The following is a 3,230-nucleotide window of genomic DNA, read 5'->3' as shown; positions in this document are numbered from 1 at the left end:
CTGTGCGCGTCGACCCCTACCTTCGCGCCAAACTCCCCCGCACTCAGGCCGCTGCGCTTCCAGCGCGCGACCAGCCGAGCCCACTGCTTCGCCGTCCTCCGTGCCATCCGTCCTCCAGATGCGTCGAGGGCAGAGTGAACGGCTGGCGCGGGGGCTCCAAGATGTAGTTGGCCGGGCGCTTACGAACGTGCGCTTCGCCTCGTTCAGGAGCCACTCGATCCGCTCGGGGTCGGCCCCTTTCGCGAAAACGATCTTGCGGACCTCGCGCTCCGTCTGCACCCGCAGGAAATACCCGCGCCGCAAGGCCGATACAAGCACGTAAATTCCCAGGCCCGCGAAGGCGCAGCCCGTTGGGAGCAGGTACGGTATGACGCCGCCATACACAAGCCACTCAAATAAACGCCAGGCGCAGCCGGCCCCGATGCCAATGCACACGAGCCCGAAACAAATCTGGATCGGCAGACGCTCGCTGACATTGCCCCAGGACAGGGAGATGCTCCTGATATCGGCGCGAGGAATTCGCATGAGCGCCTTGGCTTGCCCCTCCGGTACCTCGGCAACGTCATCCTTGCCGAACTGGACCGACTTGTACCACAGGGGCTCGGGCGACGAGAGGAGCCCACCAGTGTTTTCTGCCGCGGGATCGGACTCCATTTGCCCGAGGGTAACATCGACCTGGAGCAACCGACAAGCGAAGGAGGGGGCGGCCGAGCACGAAAGCAACTCCCGCTCGGCCGCCCTCTGCGGACCGCTTACTCGACCCGGATCACCGCCTCCTCCGGCGCCTTCACCCGTGCAGCCTCCTTCGCCGCAGCGCCTCGCCGATTCTTCGGCCGCCGGCCCTTCCACACCGCCAGCGGCGCGAGCAGCCTCTCCGCGAGCGCCGCCGTGGCGGGGTCGTTCTCCCGCACGTGCGCCGCGACGCGCAGCACGTAGCTCCGCAGCGCATCGAGCGCCTCGCCTTGGGCCTTGCCCAAGCTATGCGGATCGGACGCGGGCCGGGCCTTCGTGATCCCGAGCGCCTCCCCATACGCCGTGTGCGCGAAGATGAGCTCGTCCAGAAACGGCTTGCCTCCGAGATTCGCGATCACGACGTCGAACCCTTTTTCCATGAGGATTCGGATCCGTGTCTCGGCCTCCTGCCACTCGTCGGCGGCGCGCAGCCGCAGGAAGCCGAGGCCCTGGCCGAAGAGCGCGTCGTGCACCCTCGCGGCGTCCGCGGCCGCGGGGTACCGCTCGACGGGCAATCGCTTGAAAGAGAGGAGCCAGTCCGAAAGCGCGCCGAACGCATTGTCCTCGACACGATCGGCGACGGCGACGACCGGAGACGCTTCGCCCTCCGCGAAGACGCGCTTGCCGAGCTCCACCTGGAGGGTCTCGTGCGTGACGGCGAGTGTATTGCGATCGGCAGCGATGGCGATGGGAAGCCCCGGCTCACGGGAGGCCGTCTCGAGAAGCTCGGCGAGGAGGCGAGCGGTGGAGACGGCCGTCATGCGGGGCAAAGCGACGAGCTGGGTCGGAGAGAACGAACGCGACATGTGGATTCCTCCTCCCAGGCAAAACCTGGGGGACATGGATGTTGTAGCGGAGGGTGGGACGGACGCCGCGTTCGCGTAATCACGACAAAAACGTGCATGGAGGCTGGAGGGTGCTGGGCGTTGCGGTGGGGGGCGTTCGTGCCGCCCATGCGCACCCTCGTCCGAGCGAGCGTTGAGTGAGAAACCATCCAGAGGCATCATGGAGCCGAACGCTGCACGAGACGGGGTCATGATCGTATAGAAGTCGCAACAATGACGACCGCCGGCCGTAAAGCTTCCCACAAATGCGTTTCTTCAAACCGATCCATCGTGCGATGCGTGGCATTCCTGTTGGCATTCGTGTCGAGCGGGGCGCGGGCCTCGGCGCAGCCTGTCGTGCGCCCTGCATCGACGCAGGCCTCCCCGGCGCAGGCGCAGTCCGACGCGCGGATGCTGTCCGCAAGCCCCGACGCCCCTGTCGCGTCGCTGGGCTGGCGGGACACACTGCGCGGCGCAGTGGGGGCGCGCATGCCCATCGTGGGTGCGCTCGCGGGCACGGGATTCTTGTTGCAACTGCCAGCGCTCATCGAGCTGCACAACACGTCGCCGACGCAGGCCGTCCCGTGGGAGTACTGGCGCGGCCGGCTTGCCATCGAAGCGATCTACCGTCGCGAGGTAACGCTGGGCGCACGGAAAGCGGCGTTCGCGGGCGCGTTCGCGGTGGAGCACGAGAGCGACCACTCGTCCAAAGGGCACCCGGGCTTCGTGAACCTGAATAGCCTCTCGCTGCGCGGCGACTCCACCGTCGCGCTCGGGATCCACGCGCTGACGGTGGCACTGGTCACTCGGTTGCACGTGCTCACGTGCACCACGGACGCCGTGACGTGCGGCAACTACGGCGGAAAGGGCGGCTCGGTCACGTTCGAGACCGCGATGGACGTGGTATTCGACGGCACGTTCGTCAAAGGGTATCCCTACCGCTTCTTCGTCGCCCTGCACGGCGCGTGGCTGGTGAGCAACGAGCTCGCGACGACCGAGCGGCGCCTCGTGCTCGATACGGGCGTCGCGCTGCGGCCGGCCGCGCAGGGGCTCTATCAGCTCTATTTCACCGCGCTGGCCGGCAACGAAGTGGGGTACTACCGCATGGCTCCCGCGGTCCTGCAGGCGGGCTTCGGCGTGCGCTGGGGGTTCTGACAGCGTCTCTGAAGCGTCACGGGCGCGGGCTTGGCGAAGCTGTCATGGCTTCTTCGCGTCGACGGGCGAGGCGATCACCGTCTCGAGCTTCACCCCGTCACGCATGGGGACCATCACCTTCGTCATCGTGAAAGCTCCCATAGGCCTCCCAGCGCAGGCGCCGGGGAGGAGAAAATCCCGGTTTGTTTGCCCTACCCTCCGGTCACGAGGCACACGGCTTCCACGATGATCCTCCCCATCACCCACGAAAACATGGAGGCGCGGAGGTGGCCCGTCGTCACCCTCGTCATCATCGCGATCTGCTTCGTGATCCATTCTGTCGTGGCTGCCACGGAGCGCTCGCAGACGCGGGACCTCAACGCGCTCGTCTCGCAAGCCCTCGCCTACCACGCAGTGCGCATCCCGCCCATCGTGACCGCTCGTTACGCGCCATCGTGACCACCTGTTTCGCGCCATCGTGACCACCCGTTTCGCGCCATCGTGATCGGAGCGAAGCGACGCTCTGGCTGTTCAGGGTTC

The 3,230-nt window shown here is 66.7% G+C and carries 4 protein-coding genes; 2 read left to right on the top strand and 2 right to left on the bottom strand.

What is annotated here, in order from left to right; translation table 11 throughout:
- Both QHF89_RS49695 and QHF89_RS49690 read right to left on the bottom strand, forming a co-directional pair.
- The coding region (locus tag QHF89_RS49695; RefSeq protein WP_284722019.1) for a hypothetical protein at window positions 1-654 on the bottom strand (654 nt) is incomplete at its 3' end.
- A gap of 98 nt (window positions 655-752) precedes the next feature.
- Window positions 753-1,538, bottom strand: a complete 786-nt coding sequence (locus QHF89_RS49690; RefSeq protein WP_136973404.1) for a hypothetical protein — start codon at window positions 1,536-1,538, stop codon at window positions 753-755.
- Window positions 1,539-1,790: 252 nt separating this feature from the next.
- Here QHF89_RS49690 and QHF89_RS49685 point away from each other — a divergent pair, with 252 nt between their 5' ends.
- Window positions 1,791-2,711: a hypothetical protein gene (locus tag QHF89_RS49685; RefSeq protein WP_136973405.1), complete on the top strand. Its 921-nt coding sequence runs from the start codon at window positions 1,791-1,793 to the stop codon at window positions 2,709-2,711.
- 225 nt (window positions 2,712-2,936) lie between these two features.
- Window positions 2,937-3,149: a hypothetical protein gene (locus QHF89_RS49680; protein WP_136973406.1), complete on the top strand. Its 213-nt coding sequence runs from the start codon at window positions 2,937-2,939 to the stop codon at window positions 3,147-3,149.
- Window positions 3,150-3,230 lie beyond the last annotated feature (81 nt).

Source organism: Polyangium sorediatum, assembly GCF_029946465.1.
GTDB lineage: Bacteria > Myxococcota_A > Polyangia > Polyangiales > Polyangiaceae > Polyangium > Polyangium fumosum.
This window is presented reverse-complemented; position numbering and strand designations above follow the sequence as displayed.